This is a genomic window from Candidatus Moraniibacteriota bacterium (genome assembly GCA_016699795.1).
Lineage (GTDB): Bacteria > Patescibacteriota > Minisyncoccia > Moranbacterales.
Genome location: CP065011.1, coordinates 543,555 through 567,266 on the forward strand (window position 1 = coordinate 543,555; position 23,712 = coordinate 567,266).

The window sequence follows — 23,712 nt, forward strand, 5'->3', positions numbered from 1 at the left end:
TTTACTATTTGAAAGGATTATTTTTTCTACTATGAGCATGACAAAGCGCTATTGCTAAGGCGTCGGCTGTATCGTCAGGGGTTGGTATCTCTGGAAGAGAGAAAAGAGATGTTATCATTATCTGCATTTGATACTTTTCTGCTCTACCATAGCCCGTTATCGATTGTTTTACCTGAAGCGGAGTGTATTCGGCGATACTAAGACCTTCATTAGCTAGTGTCAAGAGTATAGCACCTCGAGCCTGTGCTACTGTTATTATAGTCTTTTGGTTCTTAAAAAAAAAGAGCTTCTCAATTGCAGCCTCTTGGGGTTTATATTTCTTGCAAATATTTCGTATATCAAAAATTATTTCTTGAAGTCTTTCCACATCTTTATTTTTAGAAGATGTTTGAATGTGGCCATAAGCGATAGCTTTAGGTTTGATATCTACTTCTATAACTGCCCATCCCGTAGTGGCTGTCCCAGGATCAATTCCAAGAATAATTATTTTAGGTGAAGTTTCTTTTTTCATTATTTTACAAAAATATCACTACAATAGAAAAAGTGATATTTAAATATTGTCGTAAATATTTTGAACATCTTCTTGTTCATCAAACTGCTCAAGGAGTGTTTCATAGCGAGAATATTCTTCATCAGAAAGAGAGATTTTTTGAGTACTTCGATATCCGATAGTAGAACTTAGTATGGAAATGTTTTTTTTCACAAGATTTTCCTGAGTTGTTTTTAAATTTTTTATTTCCGTATAGACAATAATAACATCATCTCTTATTTCTATATCAGAAGCACCAGCATCAATAATTATCATTTCCAAATCTTCTTGAGAAACTACTTGATCTTGAGAAAGTTCAATAATACCAACATTATCAAAAAGGTATCCAACAGATCCATTTGGAACCATTTGGCCCCCAGACTTTTTGAGAAAAGTTTTAATTTCAGAAACGGCACGATTTTTGTTATCAGTTGCAACAAGAATCATAAGAGAAATCTGACCAGCTGAAACGGGAATAAGTCCTTCATAAACAATTTCTTGTATATCCCCACCTTCTTTTAACTCACCCGTACCTCTTTTTATAGCCCTTTCTATATTTTCTTTTGGCATATTCGCACTTCGAGCCTGGTCAACAAGGAGACGAAGACGAACATTCATAGAAACATCCCCTCCACCATCTTTAGCCGCTATAGTGATAAGTTTTCCAAATTTTGTGAATACAGAAGCCCTTTTTGCGTCAGTGATGGCTTTTTTGTGGCGAATACCATGCCAATGAGAATGTCCAGACATACAATTATAATAAGTTGTTAATTACAGTATTCTATAATAAGAATAATGCTTGAAATACTATAAAAAATCAATACAAACTATTTAAGTGACAAGAGGAGAATAAGAAATAATAAAGTATTTGAAAATTATAAAGTTCATAAATGTAAATATAGGTAATGAATTTTTTTAATATAAAAATAACTAATTTTTTAAAGAATGTTAAAATTTGCACAAAGAAAAAGAGGAAATAATATAATTTCCTCTTCGTAAGGACGTCCTTTTAATATAAAGCTTTTATTATATTTTTCGAGAGCTGAGTGTGTTCTTCTCTCCATTTTAAATCTTGTGGAGAAAGATACTTAAAACGACCATCACACACATCAGCAATGCGTTGTAAATCAGCTCGCGCAAGTGCGCCGATACTCATTCTTCCGTAAAGTTTTTTATTCTCCGTTATCCGACGAGGAACACTAAGTGTCTCAAAAAAAAGAATAGGGCTACCCCCGCCATCGCGACGATAAAGATATTTCTCCATGTCTTTATCGAGAGGAATATCCCAATCTAATTCAGAATTGAGACGAAAACATCCAGGAAATCCGAGTTTTCTATCATTGAGGGGAAAAGAATTCTCGAGTAAAATTTCATGTCCTATGTATCTGGGATATTTTCTTTCCAGATAATGATCAATGAAATTTGTAACAACAACGAGAATTTTCTCAAAAAGAAATACTGTGCCTGGCTCTACGTTTTTTCTTTGATACATGGAACACCTCCTATTTTTTGCGAGATCTCTTCGAAAGAACTATTGGTAACAGTTTACTCAAAAAAACATATATGGCAAGTTTTTTGCTTTTTGAGAGAGAAGAAGCGTCAATTCGAAATATTTTTTGGTGTTTTTAAAATAAACATTTTTTGATTTGATGTTGAGAATAAAGAGAAAACCTTTTATAGTTGAATACACAAAAGAAAAAAATAGAAGGATAGAAATTTGAGAAATTTCTTTTATGACGTACATTAAGAGTAAGAAAAAATGATAGAGTAAGGATAAAGAAGAGTTTTTTCGCGAAGATACATTACTGGTTATTTATGAAATGTTCCTCTATGACTATACAAAAAAACAATAATACGCTTCTCCTCCTTGATGGAAATGCTATTATCCATCGCGCGTTTCACGCTCTTCCACCTCTTACAACAAAAGATGGTAGGATTGTTAATGCTGTATATGGGTTTTCCATGACACTTCTTTCGGTTATTGAAAAGTTTCAACCTACCCATGTAGTAGCCTCATTCGATCTTTCTGGACCTACGTTTAGACATGAAGCTTACGAAGGGTATAAAGCAAAAAGAGTAAAAGCGCCTGATGAATTGTATGCCCAAATTCCTTTGGTAAAAGAAGTTGTTCGAGCTTTTGATATTCCTATTTATGAAAAAAAAGGATTTGAGGCGGATGATATGATTGGAAGTATAGCGAAATTAGCTTCAAAAAAAGGATTTAGAGTTATAATTGTTACGGGAGATAATGATGCTTTACAGCTAGTGGATAGTAATATAAAAGTATTTACTATGCGAAGGGGGATAAAAGACACCGTTCTTTTTGATAGTGAAAAAGTAATAGAGAAATATGGATTTTCTCCAGAAAAAATTCCTGATTATAAGGGACTTGCTGGGGATTCCTCGGATAATATTCCAGGGGTTTCTGGAATCGGACCAAAAACTGCGAGTGATCTTTTGGTCCGATATGGAACTCTTGAGAATATATACGAACATCTTAATGAAATTTCTCTTACTACAAGAGAAAGACTTTCTCGAGATAAAGATATTGCATTTCAATCTAAAGATTTGGGTACGATACGAATAGACAGCGTGGAAAGTGTTGATTGGGATTCTTGTAAATTTTCATTTTCTCAAATTGTACAAGAAAAAATACGTTCACATTTTATACATTTTGGTTTCTTCTCCCTTATTAAAAGATTGGGAGGATCTTCACAAGATAAAGAGATAGAAAATAAAAAAACAAACGCTTCGAAAAAAATACATAAGAAAAAATTTCAAAAAATTATCTGTCAAGAGGATTGGGATTCTATAGAAAAAAGTATCAGAAAAACGAAATTGTTTACTTTTGAATTTTTGTGGAAAGGAGCCTCTTCTCGTAGTGCAAACGTGGAAGGTTTAGGTCTTTATACGAAAGAACTTTGTGTTTATATTCCCTGGGAGAAGGAAAATCAAGAAAAAATAGAGTCTTTATTTTTGATAAAAGATAGTATTAAAATAACTTATAATTTAAAAGATGCCTTTCATATCGCTTTTTGTTTGGGTATGCAATTGCCCACAACGAATATACAGGATATTTTATTGATGGCGTACGTTCTTTTTGGGGGAGGAAATCTTTCTCTTGAACATTTACTTTTATCAGAGTTAGGTCAAATGAGTGAATTCTCGCGAGCACAAGAAACTCTTTTTGTTTTTGAAGAAAAAGAAAAATTAACACCAGCTCAAGAAATGATTTGTTTTAAAGCGCAAAGTGTTGCTCAACTTTATGAAGTTCTTGTAAAAAAAATACAAGAAGAAAGTCAAGAAAAAAAACCAAAAGCATCTTTGGATCATGTACTTCATTTGTTAGAAACTCCACTTGCTCGAATTCTAGCAGAGATGGAACGCTCGGGTATAGGTTTTGATAAAAATGTTTTTTCGCGAGTGTCTCAAAAATTAGAAGAAGATATAGCACAAATTCGTCAAAATATTTATGATTTTACTGGTCGTGAATTTAATATTAATTCTACAAAACAACTTCGCGAAATTCTTTTTGAGTATTTATTGGTGGATACGAAAAATATAAAAAAAACCAAATCGGGATATTCTACTGCATCGAGCGAGCTTCAGAAATTAAAGAAAAAATATCCAATAGCCTCGAAGATTGAAGAATACCGAGAATTATTTAAGTTAAAAACAACATACGTGGATGTTTTACCTAACCTTGTGGGAAGTGATGGAAGGTTGCGGACAACATTTAATCAAGCAGTGACAGCAACAGGAAGACTTTCTTCTTCAGAGCCTAATTTACAAAACATTCCCATACGAACAAAACTTGGTAAACTTCTCCGAACAGCTTTTGTCGCGGAAGAAGGAAAAATTTTAGTAGGAGCGGATTATTCACAGATAGATTTACGATGCGCAGCTCATGTAAGTGAAGATAAAAAAATGATGGATGCTTTCTTAAAAGGAGAAGATATTCATACTGCTACAGCAAGTGAAGTATTTGGAGTAAGTTTAAATGAGGTTACTACAGCTATGCGTAGACAGGCAAAAGTTTTAAACTTCGGAGTTCTTTATGGTATGGGCACTTTTGGTTTTATGAATGCCGCTGGGGTTTCCCGAAAAGAGGCTCAAGAATTTATTGAGGCGTATAAGAAAAAATTTTCAGGATTAGCAAGTTATCTAGAGGATATCAAGATTCAAACAAAAGAGCGGGGTTATGTAGAAACAGAACTCGGAAGACGTCGATATGTTCCTGAAATTCGTTCGGATAACGCACAAATTGTTGCTTCTGGAGAACGTATGGCTATTAATCTTCCTATTCAAGGACTTGCTGCTGATATTATGAAACTTGCTATGATTGCTTCCGATGAGGTTGTTCAAAAATATAAAGGGGAAATCAGAATGATCCTTCAAATTCATGATGAACTTATTTTTGAATTACCAGAATCTTTGAAAGAAGAATTTTCTCATCAAATAAAAATAAGAATGCAGGATGTGTATCCTCTCCGTGTACCACTTGTAGTTGATATAGCTATGGGAAAAAATTGGAGTGAAATATAAAAGGACTATTGCTAATTTCCATTTTCTACCGAAATTTCAAAATTTTTCACTGTAGATTTGATGAAAATTTAACAAAATATCCAGATATTTCTTATAAATTTTCATAATTTTCGCGAATTTGAAAATTTCATTTACGAAAGGAGATTGGTAATAGTCTTATAAAAATACACACAAAAAATTTAGCTGAAAGTTTGTCTGAAAATTACTTCAATGGTATAGTAAAAAGCGTTCTATTTTTTGTTATTAAAAAAATTATATATGAGTATATTTGAAGGTTCAGACGCTCTTAGAAAAAAGGCTATTATTACAGGAATAGTTGTTCTTATAATTTTTATTTTGAGTTATTTTCTTTTCTTTCGAGAGATGCTTCGAAAAAGTAGAACAGATGAAGTTCGACAAAAAGTTGAACAAAGTAGCACAAAAGAAACTGTTCGTTTAGTAGAGGGAAATCGAAGCCCGCTTTCTGGAGAAGAATGTGAAAATTGGAATAAGCGACCTGTCGCTGTTATGCAACCTTCCGATATGCAAGCTCGACCAGCCGCAGGATTTTCTGAGGCTGATATGGTATTTGAATTACCAGCATATACCTCAAGTGTAACTCGACTTATGGGTGTTTATGTTTGTAATATTCCTAAAGAAATAGGAGCGATGCGAAGTTCTCGACATGATTATATTCACATTGCCAAAGGTTTGGATGCAATTTTTGTTCATTGGGGAGGTTCCGTTTTTGCCCTTGAAATACTTAAAAAAGGTGTTATCGATAATATTGATTGTTTAGTGTATTCGGGAAAATATTGTGATCGTTGGGACTGGGAAAATGATCCTGTTATGCGCATGGAAGACTCTGGTCATGTTAAAAGTGAGGCACTTCTTTCAGGAATTCAAGATCTTGGATATAGAAAAGATACGAATTTCGAAGGATACCCTCACCAATTAGATGCACCTCTAGAAGAAAGGCCTGAAGGAGGAAATCTTCGTGTGGCATTTGCTAATCCATATGATGTGGAATATGAATACGATAAAGAATCAAATTCATATATTCGTTTTTGGAATGAAATAGCAGATAAAGATAGAAATAATGGAAATCGCATAGCTCCAAAAAATGTTGTTGTTTTGATAGCAAAATCAGAACAAATTAATCTTTCCACAGATTATGTCGCAAGAGGTGTGGATAATCCATGGGATCTCGTTCCTGAAGATCATCGTGATGGAATAGGATCAGGAGTGGGTAGATATAATAATCTTGAGTTCGGAGATCCTTGGTTTGATACTGTGGATACAGGACAAGCATTTTATTATATGAACGGTAAAGAATTTCGAGGAACATGGAAGAAAAATAAGGAAGATATTAACAGTAAGTTATATTTTTACGATGAGGCTGGAAAAGAAATTCCTTTTGTTGTTGGGCAGGTCTGGGTAGATGTTTTGGAGCCAGGACAAGCTCTTCGTTGGACAGTAAAATCAGAAGAAGCAAGTCCAGTACAGGAAAATACAAACGCTGAAGCAGGTTCTGGAACTACTGAATAAATAATAGTTATGTTAGTTTTTTTGTACGGACCAGACGCGTATCGATCCCAAGAAAAACAGCTCCTTTTCCAGGAGCGTTTTTTATCTGAAGGAGGTTCTTCTTCGGGTATTCGTCATATTGATGTAGAAGAATGGAATGAAGAAGATGTTATTTCTAAATTCAAAACCATTCTTACAACGAGAGATCTTTTCAATGTGAAAACATGCATTTGTATTCGTGGTTTTTTTTCTCTTCCTAAAAATAATAGGGATGCTTTAGCTGATTTTTTTGCCAAAGAATATAATGATAATGAGGAAAGAATGATTATTATTCGGGAAACCGCAGTGAATAAAGTTTTTCGTATCTTTAAAATACTTAAGAAAAAAGCTGCGCTAGCGGAAGAATTTTTTCTTCTTAAAGAAAAAGATCTCACTCTTTGGGCAAAACAATATTGTTCTAAGCAGTATCCTGATTTTCGTTTTGAAGAAGACGCACTTTTGTATATTTTAAAGCAATCAATGGGTGATCTCTTTCGTTTTATTCATGAAGTTGAAAAACTTTCTTTGATCTGTGATGAAAAGAAATATATAACAAAAGAAGATACGAATCGTTATATTGCAAGAACTCCATCATCAGCAATTTTTGATCTTTTAGATAGTTTGGGGTCGGGTAATCGAGGATTATCTTTTGATCTTTTGAGTGAACAATATGATCAAGAGATACCACCAGAACAAATCTTTGCTATGCTTTTTTATCATGTAAATAACTGTGCAAGAATTATTTCTCTTTATGAAGAAGAGAATATTCATAACTATTATGAGATTGCAAGTAAAGCAAGAGTTCATCCTTATGTAGCACAAAAAACTATACAAGGAAGATCAAAAATATCCCTTCAGAGAGCTAAAAGTATGATACAAATTCTTGCTCGATTTGATAGGGCAATTAAGAGCGGGAAGATTCATGTGAAAGCAGCGATAGAAGAATTTATTTCTAGAGCATAAAAATGACACTCCAAATAACTATAGAAAAAGATGATAAAAAATAGAAAAAAACTTTATTTTTTAATCGGGATACTCTTTGTAGTTTTTAGTGTTTTTTTTCAAAGAGAGGAGAAAATAAGTAAAGATTTTATTGGGCAATTTACTTTACAAGAGACTTGGCTAGAAATACAAGAAATCCTCTTTTCTTTTTTGGATGAAGGAAAAATAAAGGGGGATGGTAGAGAAGAAGACACTACTTTATATAAGGTAAAAAACGTGGTGGACGGAGATACTGTAAAAGTTTTTATGAATGATAAAGTTGAAACTGTTCGGCTTATTGGAATAAATACCCCGGAAACAGTGGATCCAAGAAAAGAAGTGGAATGCTTTGGAAAAGAAGCAAGTGAGAAAGTAAAAGAATTACTTGCGGGAAAAAGTGTTCGTCTTGAAATTGATACCACGCAAAGTGAAAGAGATAAATACAAGAGACTTCTTCGGTATGTTTATTTGGAAGACGGAACATTACTTAACCTTTTTCTTATAAAAGAAGGATATGCTTATGAATACACATATGAGAGCAATCCTTATAAATATCAAAAAGATTTCAAAGAAGCCTCTTTATTCGCAAGAAAAGAAAAGAAGGGTTTGTGGAATGAGAATGTATGTAATGGAGATATAAAAAAATAAAATAATTTTAATTCACATTACTACCACTTTTTTTGAGAATATTTTTGTCAAGAAGGAAGAAAAAAAACCGCCGTATGGCGATTTTTTTAAATTCATGTAAAAAAGAAAAAACTATTTTTTTTCTGATAAAACAGCTTTTTTTACGGTAGCATTTATACGAGATTTCTTTCGAGCAGCGGTATTTTTCTTTAATACCTTTTTTGCTACAGCCTTATCTATCCCTTTTATAGCCTTTTTAAGCCATTCTTTTGCTTCTTCAAGATTTTGACCCGTTACAGCTTCTCGAGTCTTTTTGAGAGCGTTTCGAAATATACCAACAATTTTCTTATTCTTTTCCGTCTTTGCATCGGTTACACGAACATATTTCTTAGCAGATTGCTTTATAGGCATAGGATTTAAATTGAAAAATTATATACTAAAAATAAAACGACAAAGATTCGCTATGAATATTTTTAGCATAGGATTAGTTTTTTGGCAAGAGAGAGGAAAAAGTGATAGTATGAGAAAAGATTTATTGATAAAAAGCGTTTCTATGATAGCTACATTGCATGGGCGAGTGGAAAGTATTCGAGGGGAGTCGGTTATTATATCCATAGGAGGTATTGGATATCGTGTTTTTGTTACTCAGTATGCTTTGGGAAAAATTTCTATGGTAGAAACAGTTTTTCTTTATATTTATACACATGTTCGAGAAGATATATTGGCGCTTTATGGTTTTTTGGATGAAGAAGAGCTTACAATGTTTGAATTTCTTATAGGTGTTTCTGGAGTAGGACCGAAAGCGGCTCTTTCAATTTTGTCCGTTGCGGATCCAGCAACATTACAAAGTGCTGTAATTAATGAAGATGTTTCTATTCTTACTCGAGTTTCAGGTATTGGGAAAAAAATTGCAGGAAGAATTGTCTTGGACTTGAAGAGTAAGGTTGAAAAAATGGGGTTTTCAGGTGAAAAAAGAACGTCACAAGATACGGATGCTATTGACGCGCTTATGGCAATGGGATATTCCGTTAGTGATGCTCGTGATGTTCTTAAGGATATTCCCAAAGAAATAACTGATGTTGGAGATCGGGTGAAGAGAGCGCTTAGAAATCTCGGGAATCGTAATTCATAATTTGAAATTGCGAGAAAATAAGAATATACGCATAAATGTTGAATTATTCTTAAAATAAAGTATTTTTTAAATAAAATTCTACACAGGACTAGTCTATTGGATAAAAATAGCGTGGAAAATATAGAGAGGAGCTTTAAAAAAATAATGAATCAAAATGTAGAGAATGCGTGTTTTCAGGAATAATAAAAAAGATATGAATGTTGATACACAGGTTTCAAATAAAAATATAGAACAAAAATTTCTCCAATCTTTTGAATGGGAACAATTTCAACAATTACTTGGAAATGAAACTTTTCGCATTAAAGAAAATTTGTTTATAGTACAAAAATTACCTTTGGTAGGAAAATACGCATATTCTCCAAGGGGGCCTATTTTTGAAAAAGAATATATCCCGACTTTACTTGTGGAAATAAAAAGAAAAGGTTTTGGATGGATTCGCATAGAACCAGAAGATGAGAATACTCGAAGACTTTTTGAAAAGACTTTGCCAAAAAATATAAAAATGTATGCAGCTTCAAAAAATGTACAACCAAAAGAAATTCTGGTAATGAATATTTCTAAAACAGAGGAGATGTTACTTAGTGAAATGAAGTCTAAAACTCGATATAATATCCGACTAGCTCAAAAGAAAGGAGTGCAAATAATAGTTTCCAATGAAAAAAAATATCAAGACCGTTTCATTGAACTTGTTTATATAACAGCTAAGCGTGCTGGTATACGACCACACACAAAAGAGCATTATAGAAAAATATTTAATGTCTTTGGTGATTCAGCTATGCTATACAATGCTTTTTATGAGGGAAAAATTATAGCTTCTCATATGATGATATTTTTGAATGGTGGAGCGATCTACCTCCATGGTGGATCAGGTAATGAATATCGAAATGTGATGGCACCATTCTTGCTTCAATGGAAAGCTATGCAAGACGCTAAGGAGCGAGGATGTTTATGGTATGATTTTGGAGGAGTGTCTACGGAGTTTTCAAAAAAAGAAGTTCAAGAATCTAAAATTAAAAATCCTCAAAATTTAAATGATTGGTCTGGAATTACATTGTTCAAGCAAGGTTTTTGTTGTAAGACCGAATCAATACAATTTCCTGGGACGTATGATATTGTTTTAAGTCCTTGGAAGTATAGAGTGTATCGAATAATAAATAAACTTCGAAAGCTCGTATGAAACATTTTCTTAAAAATCTCATCCCTCAATCGATAAAAAATATATATCACCTTATTCAGGCTGGAATAGCTTCCTATTGGTATGGTTTTCCTAGTAAAAAACTTAAAATTATTGGAATAACTGGAACGGATGGAAAAACAACAACTGCTAACATGATTGCTAAAATTTTGGAGAAATCTGGGTATCGGGTTGCTTTAGCGTCAACTATTAATTTCCGTATAAATGGAGAAGAGGAGATAAATAAAACGAAATTTACGACACAATCATCATTTGAGGTACAAAAATTTTTAGCACGTGCTTATGAAAAAAAATGTGAATATGTAATTATCGAGGTTTCCTCACATGCGCTTGATCAGAATCGTTTATGGGGAATTCATTTTGATAGTGCAGTTCTTACTAATATTACTAGAGAACATCTCGATTATCACAAAACGATGCATTCTTATAGAGAGGCTAAAAAGAAGCTTTTTAAGAAGGCACATACCATCATCCTTAATGAAACCCTTTCAGATATTGAAGATTTTTTACATGTTTTTGCTAAGAAAAAAATAACATACGGAATTAAAGTGAAAAGTCGAAAAGGAAATGAAGAATATATCCAGGCAAAAAATATACAAGACCACTTCAAGGGATCAACTTTTTTAATTAAGGAACAATTATTTACATTGCATATTCCAGGAATATTTAATATTGAAAATGCTTTGGCAGCAATTGCTACAGCAAATGCTTTGGAGATAAATTTACAAAATTGTGCTGAGGCTCTTTCAGAAATATCGGAAATTTCTGGAAGAATGGAAATGATTTCAAATGATCGAGGTATTGTAATTCTTATTGATTATGCCGTTACCCTCGAAGCCTTGAATCAAGTGTACTCACTCATAACAAAATCAAAAGGGTATGCAAGAATTATCTCAGTGTTTGGTGCTTGTGGAGATCGTGATCGAGGAAAACGACCCTTAATGGGATCTATTGTAGATGAATATGCTGATATAATTATTCTTACTAATGAAGATCCCTATTGGGAAAATCCAGAACGAATTATCGATGAAATAGAAGTGGGTATACAGAAAAAAAGAAAAGGAGAAAATCTCTTTCGAATTTTTGATCGAAAAGAAGCTATTAAAAAGGCTTTAGAAATGGCAAAAAATAATGATTTTGTTGTGATTACAGGAAAAGGTGCTGAAGAAACAATGAATGTTTGTGGAAAAATGATTCCATGGAATGATAAACGTGTTGTAGAAAAAATCCTTTCCTCTCCTAAGAAACTACATAAACTTTCTTCGAAATAAAAATTCAATTTTGATAGTGAGGGTTTCAAAATTTTTGTTCGAAAATAGAGGGTATATGTTCTCAAATGAGAATGAACCAAGTCTTTAGAATCAATCACTAAGCAAGAAGAAAAATAAAGAAGAAGGCTAGGAGTGAACCAAAAATTCCTCCAATAATAACTTCACTAATGCGATGGCCGATACGTTCTTTAAGACGAGGGAAATGTTCTTCGTCTATATCAAGTTGGCGAATAAGCATGTTGAGATAACGCCCCTGATCACCCATATACATACGAAGACGAACAGCATCATCAATAACAATAACAGCAAGAATGATAGAAATAGCGAAGGCGCCAGAATCCATACCAGCATACCAACCAACTGAAGTTACTAAAGAAGTTACAAATGCTGTATGAGCACTCGGCATATGTCCATGGGTGAAGGCATATTGGGGATTCCATCCATGTTTGAGTGAATAGACAATGAATTTTATAGCTTGTGTTATTGTTCCTACAGCAATGGGAATGAGAAATACAGCCCAAGAATCCAAAAGAGAGAAGAAATCCATAAAGAAAAAAAATTATTTTTTGATTATCTTTATAGTTTACAGTATTTGAAAAGTATTGTCATGAGGCAATAACTCATCTATACTTAAAAAGTAATGAGTAAAAAAAATATATGACAGGTATTATTGTTTTAGGTATCATTGGGCTTTTCGTTTTTTGGGCTGTTTTTTCTTATAATGGACTTATAGCATTTCGAAATCGTGTAGAAGAAGCATGGAGTGATATCGAGGTTCAAATGAAACGAAGATATGATCTTATACCCAATCTAGTTAATACAGTAAAAGGGTATGCAACTCATGAAAAAGAAACTTTTGAAAATGTAACTCAAGCCAGGTCTCAGGCTATGCAAGCATCTACTCCTGAAGAGCATGCTAAAGCGGAAAATTTTCTTTCAGATACCCTCAAAAGTTTATTTGCTGTTTCAGAAAATTATCCTGATCTTAAGGCAAATCAAAATTTTTTAGAGCTTCAAAAAGAGCTCGCGGATACTGAAAATAAAATTCAGGCATCAAGGAGATTTTATAATGGAAATGTGAGAGATTATAACACGAAGATTGAAACGGTTCCTACAAATATTATTGCGAATATGTTTTCTTTTACAAAACGAGAATTTTTTGATCTTGGGGATGAAGAGGAAGAAGCGAAAAAACCAGTTGAGGTAAAGTTTTAAGAAAATACCCAAAACAAAAAATAGTAACTCAATCTGAATAAAAAGAGGAGTTAATGAAGAGTGTATAAAGAAAAAATGATGAAAGCTATTTTTAGCAGAAATTAATTTTGATATTATTTTTTCTAGAAGTTTTAGTTTATGATCTTGTATTTCAAGTATGGCAACTCTTTATACTCAAGCAGATAAGAATGTTCGTCTTACGTGGATATATATCACAGGCTTTTTAGTTTTCGTAATCGGTGTTGGATATGTATTTTCTCAAGCGATGCAATCAAGTGGAATTTTATATTTTGCTGTTATTTTTTCTGTAGTGATGAGTTTCGGATCTTATTGGTGGAGCGACTCGATTGTTCTTTCTATGAGCGGAGCAAAAGAGGTGACAAGAGAAAATGCTCGTGAAATATATACTATTGTGGAAAACTTGTGTATAACCGCAGGCATTCCTATTCCAAAGATATATGTAATACAAGACAGTGCTCTCAATGCTTTCGCCACAGGAAGGAATCCGGATCATAGCGCTATAGCCTTTACTACAGGGATTCTTGAGCGTCTCGAAAAACTTGAGTTGGAAGGTGTTGTGGCTCATGAACTCTCTCATATAAAAAATAAAGACATACTTTTATCTACCGTTGTTGTTATTCTTGTTGGTTTTGTAACTCTTTTGGCTGATTTTTTCGGACGATGGGCTTTTTGGGGTGGAAATCGTCGAAATAGCGGAGGTCAAGATGGAAGAGTTCAGCTTATCTTTATGATTATAGCGATAGTTTTTTGGTTATTAGCCCCTCTTACGGCGATGTTATTGCAACTGGCCATTTCTCGAAAACGGGAGTTTCTTGCTGATGCAAGTGGAGCGCTTCTTACTCGTTATCCCGAAGGACTTGCAAGTGCTCTTGAAAAAATTTCTTCAGATCCTAAGCCTTTGGACAGAGCAAATCGAGCCACAGCACATCTTTTTATAGCGAATCCTTTTAAGGGGAGTAAAATATCAAAACTTTTTATGACGCATCCTCCAGTAGAAGACCGCATACAACAATTACGTGGAGGAAAAGATGTATAATAAATAGGAAAAGTTGTGCAAAGAGAGATCTAGCTTTTTTTGGTTTTTGTTAAGATTAAAAGAAGAATGAGTGTATATTCTTGGTAAAGTAAAGAAGAAATATAATTTTATTAGTTAAAATTGTAACTACTAATTAATAAAATTTTTTCAAAATATTCTGACAATCTTCAACTTTTTTCTTAATGCATCTTAGAAATTATAGAATGTCTACCGTAAAACAAAGGTGTAAATAAATTCCAAATAATTACAAAAACAAACAACGTTACAAAAACATAGTAACTTGATATAATGGAATGAGGATTCCATTGGAGGAAAGGGCTTTATGCTAATAATAAAAATCACTTTATGAAAGTTCAAGATATAATGACAAGAGAAGTAGTCTCTATTTCTTCAGATACTTCAGTTTCAGAAGTAGCTACTATAATGTCTAAGAATCGATTTCATGGAGTGCCTGTACTTGAAGAAGGAAGGCTTATCGGAATTATAACGGAAACAGATTTTTATGTGCGTGGAACTAATATTTTTCTCCCCTCTTTTATAACTTTTTTACAAGATATCGATACGGTTGGCCCCATGCATTCGAAAAAGAAGGGCTTCCTTAAACGTGTTATACAAGCAAAGGCAAAAGATATCATGACTTCACAATGTATTACTGTAGATGAAACGATGAGTCTTTCAGATCTTCTTTCCTTTTTTCAAGAAACAAATTATCACACACTTCCTGTTGTAGATAAAGATAAAAAGATGATTGGTATTGTTACACGAACGGATTTACTAAAACTTATCAGTATTCAAAAAGACGAGATTGTATGAGTAAGTTCAATGCATTTTTAAATAAAGTGTCACAAGGACGTCTTTCTAAAAATAAAGAATTTTCTCCTGAAAGAACTATCGATCGAGATGCTATGGAAATATATTCGTGGTGGAAACATACCTACGTTTATATTCGAAAAAATAAAATACGCGCTTGGCAAGTAGTTTTTCTTTTGGCTTTTATCGCGGGAATTATCGTTACAACTTTATGGCTTATAACGATACGAATTGAAAATAAATCCGATGCTACTGACGGGGGAAAAGAAATTTCAATGGATATCATTAAGTATAAAGGATGTATCGCTGACGGTGTCTTATCTGGATATGGAGATGATACAGATAATTCCATTCTTTTGCTTGAGAGATCTGAATGTCAGTATCTTCATAGAGCGGTGGAAACGTGGACAGCACATCCAAATTTTACTCTTGTAGAAGAAAATTTGAAAAAGTTTAAACGAGAGGATTTTATATTTGGGATGTTTTTAGCAGAAGCGTTGGATCCGAGATTGGAATATAAAGATGATAATAAAAAATTTGTTTTTTCTAAAATGTGCAAAGAGGGAAGTGAAGGTTTCTGGGGCCCTGATACCTGTAAAGCTGATTTTTCAAAAAAAGAATATCGAAAATATCTAGATCATATAACGCAAAGAGCTATGGATTTGGGGATTCAGAGCTTTCTTTTCGGTCAAATAATGTTTCAAGATGACAAAATAAATACAGATTCTTATGCATATGATATAGTTTCAGATATGAGAGATTATGCTCAAAAAACGGGAAAAAAAATTATCATTGGAGCTCAAACAAACACAATAACAAACGAATCTTATTTGCGGATGTTTGATTATATTGAAGGTGGTGTTGGTATTAATACTGTAGGTGATATTGAAAATGGTCCTTGTTTTTCTTTTCAGGGAAATGACCAATTTAAAAATTGGTGTTGGGCATTGCTCTGGAACGAAAGATATGCCTCTCGAGCAAATAATGTACTTTTACATTTAGATTGGCGTGGGGACAAAACAGATGATATGAGTATTTTTGCAAGGATGGATCAAAATGTAAGAAAAAAAACACTTAGAAATCTTTATAATTTTTTTCGAGAGAAGGAGATGGGATTTCTCTTACCGATGCTTGCAGTAGTCGCAAAGGATAATAATGGAGGGTGTTATGGGCCAAAAGAAAATTTTTATTCCCCGGATAATAATTTAGGCTGTCAAGATGAGAATGCTATTAATAATATTCTTGCCTTGCGTGAGGATGAAGAGTTTATTCTTGTAAACAAGGAAGTTATTCCGGAAAATAAAGAAGTTCAAACGAATGACGCCGTATTTATTTCACAGATTGTACCTCAAGAAATGATAGCGGGGCAAAAATATACTATTTCTCTTTCTTTAAAAAATTCAGGAAAAGCATCGTGGACTAATACTGAGAAATATGCACTTGGTTCACAAAGTCCTCAAGATAATAATCTTTGGGGAGGAAGAATATTTCTTACTCCTGAAGAAGTGGTAGCTCCAGGACAAACAAAACATTTTATATTTATTGTAACAGCACCAAAAGAAAGTGGAGAGTATATGTTTCAATGGAGAATGGTACAAGAATTTAAAGAATGGTTTGGGAATTTTACAACCAAAACTCCTATTCGTGTTATAAATCTTAGTTGAAAAGAAACTTCAATAAAGATGCTGTAGGTATTTTTGGTAGATACTAATCTTTTGCAAAAATTTTTAATACGAAAAACTTCTTGAAAAGAAGGATATTTTGAAAGTTTTTTAGAAAAATAACATTTTTAAGTGGAGAAAATTATTGACAAAGTGTCAGATAAGATATTTAAATTTCTCATAAGAAGATGGTTTGAAGGTTGAAAAAAAGAATATCTGGAGAGGGAAAAGGGCAAAAGAAAATTATGGAGCAATATCTTTGGACACGGCATAGTCAATTTAAGATGAAACAATACGGTTTAAGTGAACAACGAATCAAAAGAGTGATACGAAACCCTGAAAGAGTGGAAAAAGGTATTGTTCCTGGAATGATCGCATCTATGCAGATTTCTGGAACATCCAAAAATAAATACGAAGTTTGGGTTATGTATGAGGTAAAGACTTTTAATGGAAAACAGAAATCTCATAAAGAAGATTCTGGCTTTTACGGCTCAAATAATGGAAATTCAGAATTGAGTTATGGGAATTTTTATAAGAAAAATAAGGTAAAATTTCAAACATCATCTTTTAAATCTCAGACGATGTCACCTGCTCAGAAATTTCGTTTGGAGCGACAAGAAGCTTTTTTGATAGAAAGGGATATGAGTTATAGAGGAAAAAAATTGTGCATTATTAGTACTTGGAAATATCCAGGAGAAAGTCCAAAAAGAGATCCTATTCCACAAGATATTTTGAAAGAAATTCGAAAATTTCGATGATGTGGTATACTTGAGCGTATGATAACAGATTCATCACAACAACCCGAAGAAGAGAAAATCGAAATAACGTTGAGACCGAGAAATTTTGATGAGTATGTGGGTCAGGAAAAAATTAAGAAAAATCTTGCTATTGTTATTGGTGCCGCCAAAAAACGAGGAGATCCTATCGAACATACATTATTGTACGGTCCTCCAGGATTGGGAAAAACAACACTTGCTCATATTATTGCCAGAGAGATGAATGCAAATATAAAAATAACTTCAGGACCTGCTATTGAGCGAATTGGTGATCTTGGATCCATCCTCACCAATTTGAATGATGGAGACGTTCTTTTTATCGATGAAATTCACAGACTCAATAAAACGGTAGAAGAGATACTCTATCCAGCAATGGAGGATCATAAACTAGATATTATTATTGGAAAAGGACCTTCTGCTAGAACGCTTCAATTAGATCTGCCAAATTTCACAATAATCGGAGCAACTACAAGGCTAGGATCATTATCAGCACCACTTAGGGATCGCTTTGGTATTGTGCATCGATTGGAATTTTATGAAACCTATGAAGTAGAAGAAATACTTGAAAGAGCTGGGAAGATACTCGGAGTAAGAGTGGATTCTGAAGGAAAATCAATTATTGCTAAATGTTCTCGTTGTACCCCAAGAATAGCTAATAGATTGCTCAAAAGAGTTCGAGATGTGGCTCAAATAGAGGATGCTCCTATTATTACTCAAGATATTGCAAAAAGAGCCTTAGATATGTTAGAAATTGATGAAATAGGTTTAGATCCATCAGATCGAAGAATCCTTGATGCAATTATTACAAAATTTGGAGGTGGTCCTGTGGGGGTACAAACAATAGCTGCTGCAACGTCTGAAGAGGTACAAACGATCGAAGATGTTTATGAGCCCTATCTTATGAAGCTTGGTTTTTTGGAACGAACTTCGAGAGGGCGTATGGTTACAGAGGCTTGTCTTCTTCATTTAGGAAAACGGGTCTTGAAATAAATGGTAATTCTTTGGTAGAATTCTTATATGATACTACTTATTTCTTCTTTCTTTGTTTTTTTTCTTCTTATTGTGGGTATTTTTGCTTTATTTATCGTGTATCATTTGCGTCAATACAATACTCATAGTGGATTTGCCAATCTTCAAATTACTATCTTTCTTTTTGTTTTAGGCTTTTTGATTATAATGAGCATACTTTCCTTTGCTGGACTTCCTTTGGATGAGTTTCTTGGAAACGGTAATGCATCAGATATTTCATTTCCTTAAAGAAAAAATATGGTAGGATCATATCATTTTAAAGGTCAAGAAGATGGAGAAGAAATTATCCGTGTGATTCGCCGACATTGGTTTGATATTACTATGCAGTTTCTTCCTATTATAGGAGCGATACTTGCACTTTCTGTACTTTTTCCCATACTTTCTTCAACACTTATTTTGGATATACAAGCCTCTGTTTATTGGTTTTTTGCTTCTTTTTTGGGAATTTGTTTTTGGTTAGTTGCAAGTATTATCTGGATCGATTACTATCTGGATGTGTGGATTATGACGAATAGACGCGTAGTGAATGTTACGCAAAAAGGACTCTTTTTTCGCCACGTGAGCGATCTTCGCTACAATAAAATTCAAGACATTACAACGGAAGTGACAGGACTCATTCCTACATTTCTTAATTATGGTGATGTATTTATTCAAACAGCGGGAACTGAGCCAAGATTTATTTTTCATAATGTGGGGAATCCTTATTTAATCAAGGATGAACTTGTAGCACTGCAAAAAAGAATGAGACGAGGAGATATTACCGAAATGAAAAGACTGCTTCACGATGATGGAACGGCTGATATATAAGATGAGACGGGAGAAAAAGAGAAGGATAATTTTTGGAATAAGTTTTCTTTGTTTTTTATTTTTGGGAAATTCTTGTGTGTATGCTGAGGAAAAAGAAATTTTTTCTCTTCGTATAAATGAAGTTCGTCTTACAGGAGGGACGGGAAAATCAAATGAAGATTTTGTAGAAATATATAACTTTGGAAAAGAATCGATTGATTTAAAGGGGTGGTCACTGCGAAAAGAAACTTCAGGTAAAAAAGAATACTCACTTTATAGCTTTAGTTCGGAATATATTCTCAAACCAGGAGAATTTTTTCTTTGGGCAAATAAAGATAATAATTATGCAGATTCTCTTGGTGCAGATGCAAAAAATGGAAATACTCTAACGTATGAAAATAGAATCTTTCTTCAAAATAAAGAAGAAGATGAAATAGATTCTTATTTTTTTGAAAAAAGTAATCAGTACACAAGCGCCTTTGATGGGGAAAAATGGAAATGGGTTTGCAATGAAACTCCAAAGAAAGAAAATAATTTTTCTGGTTTTTTGGGTGAAAGAACGCTTCGATTAGAAGAACTTTTACCAGATCCAGAATCAGATCAAAATGAATTTGTAGAACTGTATAATTATGGAGAAAAAGAAATTAATCTTTCAGGATGGTTTGTGAGTGATGCTGTCGAGAAAAAGGCTTTATCAGGAATTCTTGCTCCTGGTGAATATAGAGCGGATTCTTTTGGCCTTTCTCTCAATAATACAAAAGAAAAAATCTCTCTTATCGATAAATGTGAAGGATCTGTGGATACGTTTGAATACGAAGATTCTCACAAAGGAAAAAGTTGGTCTTTTGATGAAGAAAAATGGCGAGAAACACCTTTTGTAACAAAGGGAGAAAAAAATAATTTTCCCCAAAAAATACAAGAACCAACTATTCGATTAAACGAGATAATGCCAAGTCCTTCAGAAGATCAAGAAAATAACGAATTTATTGAGATATATAATTTCGGAAAGAGTGCTGTGGATATAGGATATTGGTCATTAAAAGATGCGTCTGATACAGGATACGTTTTTCCACGACAAACAATAATAACTCCAAACGAATATAAAGTTTTTTATAGAAAGGATTTTTCTTTTGCTTTAAATGATAGTGGAAAAGAAACAGTATATCTTTTGGATCCTGCTGATTTTGAAGTAGATTCTACTTTGTATGAAGAGACAAAAAAAGATTTCTCTTTCTCTTTCGATGAAGAAAAAAAAGAATGGAAATTAACACCTTACACAAGTCCTCACGATAAAAATATCTTTCCTCTTCATCAAAAAGACGTAAAGATTCGATTGAATGAAATTTTACCAGATCCTGATGGGGATGAAGCAAAAAATGAATATATAGAACTCTATAATTTTGATAACAAAGAAATTGATATTTCTTATTGGGGAATTCAGGACACATCGGGTGTTGAATATATTTTTCCTCAAGGAACTCGTATTGCTTCGGGCGAATACTTTTCTTTTTCTAGAAATATATTTAAATTTTCCCTCAATAACACAAAAGAAAAAATTTCTCTCAAAGATGCTACTGGTTACGAAATTGATTTTGTGACATACGAAAATACCAAAAAGAATATAAGTTGGAATAGAAATGAAAAAAATGAATGGAGAAAAAGTGCACATCTTACTCCTGGAAAGAAAAATAAATTTAATAATCTTCCTAAAATTTCAGAAAAGGATATTCCAAAAAAAGGATATGTTCATATGAAAACACTTTTTTCTGCTCATGCTAAAGATGAGGATGGAGATGAAATAAAATACCGATGGGAATTTGGAGATGGAAAAAAGAGCTATTTAGAAAATACTTCTCATATATATGAAAAGAAAGGAAGATACGAAGTATCTTTATATGTAAATGATGGCATAGAAGAAGTTGTTTTTTCGAAGTCCCTTGTTATTTCTAAATATCCTGAATTTAAGGCAAAAATAGTAGCCTTTGTTCCAAATCCTGCAGGACGTGATACCGATAATGAGTGGATAGAAATTATAAATGAAGATGAAAAAACACTTGATTTGTCTTTCTGGTCTATTGCTACAGGAGCTGATGCAAAAAAACTTGTCAATCATCCCCTTCGTGATGTTGTAAAGATTGAACCTGGAAAAACAGAGAAAATATATCGAACGCAAAGTTCTTTTTCCTTGAGAAACTCTTCAGGAATAATTGAACTTCGTCGGCCAAATCAAACAGTTGCTCATACTGTTTCGTATGAAAAGGAGAAAATAAATGAAGGTGATACCTATCAATTTTCTTCTGGTTTATGGGGGTGGATATCGAAAGAAAAAGGAAAAGAAGTATTGTCTAAAGAAGAATCTGTCGTAGAGGAAAAAGAAGAATTTGTTTTGGGATCTTCAATTGAGAGAGAACGATATTTTTATAAAGGAATATTTATTTTGGAATACGAAAAAAGGAGACATCTTTTGGGATATGAAGAAAAGAAATATGTAGACAAAAGAGGTGATCAATTTGTTTTTACAAGAGGTGGTCTTATAAAACAACATTCGTGGTGGACTCGATGTCTTTGGGGGGCATGTTTGGAAGGGTAATGCTTCTTGTCGAGTCACTTTCCCATACGAAAGAAAGAAAAAGAGCTTTTTTGTTCAGTACAGAAGAAATATTTTCTGGCCATTCGAGAAGTATGAGTGTTTCAGGTTTCTGTATTATTTCCTCCCATCCGAGATTGAGAATGTCGGACGATTGTATTCTGTACGCATCGATATGATACAAAAAAGAAATACCATTTTTCTTTTTTGAAAGAGGATATTCTTTGATAAGGGAGAAAGTAGGGCTGGTATAGGGAGGATCAGCATTGAAAAAAGAAAGGATTCCTTGTGTGAAAGTAGTTTTTCCACTACCAAGACCTCCTTCGAGACAAAGAAGTGTTTGCCCTGAAAGTGTCCTTGAAAAGGTTTGGGCAAGATCTTTTGTTTCTTCAACGGAATTTGTTCTATAGAGTTTCATAAAAAAACTTTAGCATACTGTGAAAAAAAGAAAAAGCCTTCACAGGACTATTATTAACTCTCATTTACAGAAAGAAGATTGGCAATAAACACTTTATTTTATGGATATAAAAAAAGGATAAAAAATGAGAATAAAAATGTTTTTATATCATTTTGTGTTGTTTGACAATAAGACTCTCTTTTCGTACACTAACCCTCCGCTTGTTTATTCTCAAAAAGCTGAAAAGGAAGAAAAAAATATTTTTTTGAGATAGAAATAAGAATGTAATTATACAATTTGAAAACTTTGTTCGAAAGGGGAAACGGAAAGATAGTGGTGGTAAAAAGGGTGTTTCTGAGTTAAGATTTTTCATTTTCTTTCTATAATTATGGCACTTGATACTGATACTCAATTTTTTTCTGCTTTAGAGGGATCGAAATATCCTCTTGTTGTTCTCCCAGAAAATCCTTCGGGCGATAGTATCTGTGCTGGACGTGCTCTTTCTTTGGTTTTAGAAAGATTAGGAAAGGAAGTTTCTCTTGTTTACTCTCAAACATTTGATTCTGCTTTTAATTTTGATTTTCTTTCTTGTCCAAAAGAAATACGACATAATCTCTTGGGTGTAAGAGATTTTGTTTTCATTTTTAATACAACAAGAAATCCTATTGGAAATGTTCGAACGGAACAAAGTGATGGAGAATTTCGTATTTATCTTACTCCACAGAAGGGATCAATTGACCCTCGAGATTTTTCTTTTATACCAACAGATATAAAATATGACAGGATTTTTCTTCTGGGTGTTCGGGATAAAGAATCTCTCGGAAATCTTTATGAGGAAAATGCAGATGTTTTTTTTGAAGTACCTCTTATAAATATTGATGTTCGTTCTGATAATGAACAATATGCTCAAACGAACATTGTAGAAGTTACTTCTTCGAGTGTTTCAGAATTAATAACTAACCTTCTTTCTCGAGCAAAGAAGAATTATATTTCCGAAGAAATAGCACAATGCCTTTTGGCAGGAATTATTTGTGGAACGGAAAGTTTTCAATCAAGTGTGACGACGCCAAAATCACTTCAATTCGCATCTTTTCTTATAGATAAAGGAGCTGATCAGCATGAGATTGTGAGAAATCTTTATAAGAAGCAATCTTTTTCTCTTCTTAAATTATTGGGAAAAGTTCTAGCCAAACTTCAATGGGAAGAGTCTTTGTCTATGATATGGGCTATGATTGAAATGAAAGACTTTTCTGAGAGTAAGGCAAGTTTTAAAGATCTTCCTGCTATTATGGAGCGTATTCGAAGCTATACTTCGTCAGCTTCTTGTATTCTACTTTTATATGCTAATGAAGAAGGATTTTTTTCGGGAATTCTTCGGGCTAAAGATAAAAATATGTATATGAAACTCAATCTTATTATCCCGGGAGCAACCTTGGGAGACTATTATGTTTTTCACTGCAAAGAAAAATACACAGAAGAAGTGCAAAAAAATCTTTTGGAAAAGATAAAAACTCTCTAGATTTTTTCTAAGAATTTTTCATAAAAATTTATATTTTAGGGCTATTTAAA

General features: G+C 33.2%; 23 protein-coding genes. 17 read left to right on the plus strand and 6 right to left on the minus strand.

The window, feature by feature from the left end; all coding sequences use genetic code 11:
- Positions 1-4: 4 nt before the first annotated feature.
- The 3 genes from ruvC to IPN70_02690 all read right to left on the minus strand — a co-directional run bounded on the left by ruvC (position 5) and on the right by IPN70_02690 (position 2,021).
- Positions 5-487: a crossover junction endodeoxyribonuclease RuvC gene (gene ruvC, locus IPN70_02680; GenBank protein QQS61846.1), complete on the minus strand. Its 483-nt coding sequence runs from the start codon at positions 485-487 to the stop codon at positions 5-7.
- A gap of 63 nt (positions 488-550) precedes the next feature.
- Positions 551-1,279, minus strand: a complete 729-nt coding sequence (locus IPN70_02685; GenBank protein QQS61799.1) for a YebC/PmpR family DNA-binding transcriptional regulator — start codon at positions 1,277-1,279, stop codon at positions 551-553.
- A 259-nt stretch (positions 1,280-1,538) separates the two neighbouring features.
- Complete coding sequence (locus IPN70_02690; protein QQS61800.1) at positions 1,539-2,021, minus strand: hypothetical protein; 483 nt, start codon at positions 2,019-2,021, stop codon at positions 1,539-1,541.
- A 338-nt stretch (positions 2,022-2,359) separates the two neighbouring features.
- Here IPN70_02690 and polA point away from each other — a divergent pair, with 338 nt between their 5' ends.
- The 4 genes from polA (at position 2,360) to IPN70_02710 (ending at position 8,248) form a co-directional block, all read left to right on the plus strand.
- Positions 2,360-5,074, plus strand: coding sequence for a DNA polymerase I (gene polA, locus IPN70_02695; protein QQS61801.1), 2,715 nt, complete (start codon positions 2,360-2,362; stop codon positions 5,072-5,074).
- Positions 5,075-5,332: 258 nt separating this feature from the next.
- Complete coding sequence (locus tag IPN70_02700; protein QQS61802.1) at positions 5,333-6,601, plus strand: DUF3048 domain-containing protein; 1,269 nt, start codon at positions 5,333-5,335, stop codon at positions 6,599-6,601.
- A gap of 9 nt (positions 6,602-6,610) precedes the next feature.
- Entirely contained in the window at positions 6,611-7,582 is a 972-nt protein-coding gene (holA, locus tag IPN70_02705; GenBank protein ID QQS61803.1) for a DNA polymerase III subunit delta, read from the plus strand.
- A 30-nt stretch (positions 7,583-7,612) separates the two neighbouring features.
- The gene (locus IPN70_02710) at positions 7,613-8,248 is read left to right on the plus strand and encodes a thermonuclease family protein (GenBank protein QQS61804.1); all 636 of its coding nucleotides are present in this window, start codon (positions 7,613-7,615) and stop codon (positions 8,246-8,248) included.
- Positions 8,249-8,359: 111 nt separating this feature from the next.
- Here IPN70_02710 and rpsT read toward each other — a convergent pair whose 3' ends face one another.
- Positions 8,360-8,638, minus strand: a complete 279-nt coding sequence (rpsT, locus tag IPN70_02715) for a 30S ribosomal protein S20 (GenBank protein ID QQS61805.1) — start codon at positions 8,636-8,638, stop codon at positions 8,360-8,362.
- A gap of 52 nt (positions 8,639-8,690) precedes the next feature.
- On the opposite strand from rpsT, the gene ruvA reads away from it, so the two are divergent.
- From ruvA to IPN70_02730, 3 genes are all read left to right on the plus strand, one after another.
- Complete coding sequence (gene ruvA / locus IPN70_02720; GenBank protein ID QQS61806.1) at positions 8,691-9,359, plus strand: Holliday junction branch migration protein RuvA; 669 nt, start codon at positions 8,691-8,693, stop codon at positions 9,357-9,359.
- A 193-nt stretch (positions 9,360-9,552) separates the two neighbouring features.
- Entirely contained in the window at positions 9,553-10,536 is a 984-nt protein-coding gene (locus IPN70_02725) for a peptidoglycan bridge formation glycyltransferase FemA/FemB family protein (GenBank protein QQS61807.1), read from the plus strand.
- Positions 10,533-11,825, plus strand: a complete 1,293-nt coding sequence (locus tag IPN70_02730) for a UDP-N-acetylmuramoyl-L-alanyl-D-glutamate--2,6-diaminopimelate ligase (protein QQS61808.1) — start codon at positions 10,533-10,535, stop codon at positions 11,823-11,825. Before IPN70_02725 ends, IPN70_02730 begins: the two co-directional genes overlap by 4 nt.
- Before the next feature lie 97 nt (positions 11,826-11,922).
- On the opposite strand, the gene IPN70_02735 is transcribed toward IPN70_02730, so the two are convergent.
- Positions 11,923-12,372, minus strand: a complete 450-nt coding sequence (locus IPN70_02735) for a divergent PAP2 family protein (protein ID QQS61809.1) — start codon at positions 12,370-12,372, stop codon at positions 11,923-11,925.
- Between the two features lie 110 nt (positions 12,373-12,482).
- On the opposite strand from IPN70_02735, the gene IPN70_02740 reads away from it, so the two are divergent.
- From IPN70_02740 to IPN70_02780, 9 genes are all read left to right on the plus strand, one after another.
- On the plus strand, positions 12,483-13,040 hold the full coding sequence (locus IPN70_02740; protein ID QQS61810.1) for a LemA family protein: 558 nt from the start codon (positions 12,483-12,485) through the stop codon (positions 13,038-13,040).
- A gap of 157 nt (positions 13,041-13,197) precedes the next feature.
- Positions 13,198-14,097 (plus strand): M48 family metallopeptidase, encoded by a 900-nt coding sequence (locus IPN70_02745; protein ID QQS61811.1) that lies wholly within the window; start codon positions 13,198-13,200, stop codon positions 14,095-14,097.
- Between the two features lie 345 nt (positions 14,098-14,442).
- A complete protein-coding gene (locus IPN70_02750; protein QQS61812.1) occupies positions 14,443-14,910 on the plus strand; it encodes a CBS domain-containing protein in 468 nt (155 codons plus the stop codon).
- Positions 14,907-16,571 carry a hypothetical protein gene (locus tag IPN70_02755; protein QQS61813.1) on the plus strand — a complete coding sequence of 555 codons (1,665 nt, stop codon included), beginning with the start codon at positions 14,907-14,909 and terminating at the stop codon, positions 16,569-16,571. Before IPN70_02750 ends, IPN70_02755 begins: the two co-directional genes overlap by 4 nt.
- 242 nt (positions 16,572-16,813) lie before the next feature.
- Positions 16,814-17,326 (plus strand): DUF4258 domain-containing protein, encoded by a 513-nt coding sequence (locus IPN70_02760; GenBank protein ID QQS61814.1) that lies wholly within the window; start codon positions 16,814-16,816, stop codon positions 17,324-17,326.
- Positions 17,327-17,344: 18 nt separating this feature from the next.
- Positions 17,345-18,334, plus strand: coding sequence for a Holliday junction branch migration DNA helicase RuvB (gene ruvB / locus IPN70_02765; protein QQS61815.1), 990 nt, complete (start codon positions 17,345-17,347; stop codon positions 18,332-18,334).
- Between the two features lie 27 nt (positions 18,335-18,361).
- The gene (locus tag IPN70_02770; GenBank protein QQS61816.1) at positions 18,362-18,601 is read left to right on the plus strand and encodes a hypothetical protein; all 240 of its coding nucleotides are present in this window, start codon (positions 18,362-18,364) and stop codon (positions 18,599-18,601) included.
- A 9-nt stretch (positions 18,602-18,610) separates the two neighbouring features.
- Positions 18,611-19,180, plus strand: coding sequence for a PH domain-containing protein (locus IPN70_02775; GenBank protein ID QQS61817.1), 570 nt, complete (start codon positions 18,611-18,613; stop codon positions 19,178-19,180).
- A 1-nt stretch (position 19,181) separates the two neighbouring features.
- The gene (locus tag IPN70_02780) at positions 19,182-21,749 is read left to right on the plus strand and encodes a lamin tail domain-containing protein (GenBank protein QQS61818.1); all 2,568 of its coding nucleotides are present in this window, start codon (positions 19,182-19,184) and stop codon (positions 21,747-21,749) included.
- On the opposite strand, the gene tsaE is transcribed toward IPN70_02780, so the two are convergent.
- Positions 21,691-22,164, minus strand: coding sequence for a tRNA (adenosine(37)-N6)-threonylcarbamoyltransferase complex ATPase subunit type 1 TsaE (tsaE, locus tag IPN70_02785; GenBank protein ID QQS61819.1), 474 nt, complete (start codon positions 22,162-22,164; stop codon positions 21,691-21,693). The two genes, IPN70_02780 and tsaE, sit on opposite strands and share 59 nt — an antisense overlap.
- Positions 22,165-22,531: 367 nt before the next feature.
- Here tsaE and IPN70_02790 point away from each other — a divergent pair, with 367 nt between their 5' ends.
- Positions 22,532-23,662, plus strand: coding sequence for a hypothetical protein (locus tag IPN70_02790; protein ID QQS61820.1), 1,131 nt, complete (start codon positions 22,532-22,534; stop codon positions 23,660-23,662).
- Positions 23,663-23,712: the final 50 nt, after the last annotated feature.